The organism is Oleiphilus sp. HI0066 (genome assembly GCF_001635725.1).
In genome coordinates this window covers 1-789 of sequence record NZ_LWFH01000260.1, presented here as the reverse complement: position 1 = coordinate 789, position 789 = coordinate 1, and the positions used below count along the sequence as shown (strand labels likewise).

At 47.5% G+C, this 789-nt stretch carries 1 protein-coding gene; it reads left to right on the top strand.

What is annotated here, in order from left to right; all coding sequences use genetic code 11:
• On the top strand, nt 1–789 hold a 789-nt coding region (locus A3738_RS03955), incomplete at both ends, for an alanine--glyoxylate aminotransferase family protein (RefSeq protein ID WP_156503935.1).

Genomic DNA, 789 nt, shown 5'->3' with positions numbered 1-789 from the left:
CACGTATTAGTGTGCATCAATGGTGTCTTCGGTGGTCGTATGACTGAGGTTGCTAAACGTGCCGGCGCTAAAGTGACCACGCTCGAGTTCGATTGGGGCACAGAAGTTGATCCAGCCAAAGTAGAAGAAGCACTTGCCGCAGATGATAGTATTTCGATGCTTGCGTTTGTTCATGCTGAAACATCAACAGGCGTTCGCTCAGACGCTAAAACCTTATGCGAAATCGCACGTAAGCATGACTGCTTAACGATTGTTGATGCCGTGACCTCATTGGCAGGTATTGAATTACGTGTAGATGATTGGGGTATTGATGCGATCTACTCAGGCACACAAAAATGTCTGTCCTGTGTACCTGGTATTTCACCCGTTAGCTTTAGCGAAAAAGCCGTCGCAAAAATCCAGAGCCGTGAACACACCAATGATTCTTGGTTCTTAGATCTGAAACTAGTCATGGCTTATTGGGAACAAAGTGAAGCGCAACCTAAGCGTGCGTATCACCACACCGCACCAGTAAATAGCTTGTATGCATTGCATGAGTCGCTACTTATGGTGAAAGAGGAAGGCCTCGAAAATGCTTGGGCTCGCCACGCGAAACATCATAATGCGCTTGTTGCAGGTTTGAGTGTACTGGGTATTGAACTCATTGTTGCGGAAGAGTATCGCTTACCTGAATTGAATACCCTGAAGATTCCAGAAGGTGTGGATGACGCGGCTGTTCGTACTGCATTGCTTAGCCAATTCGATCTTGAGATCGGCGCGGGCCTTGGCAAGTTTGCAGACAACGCTTGG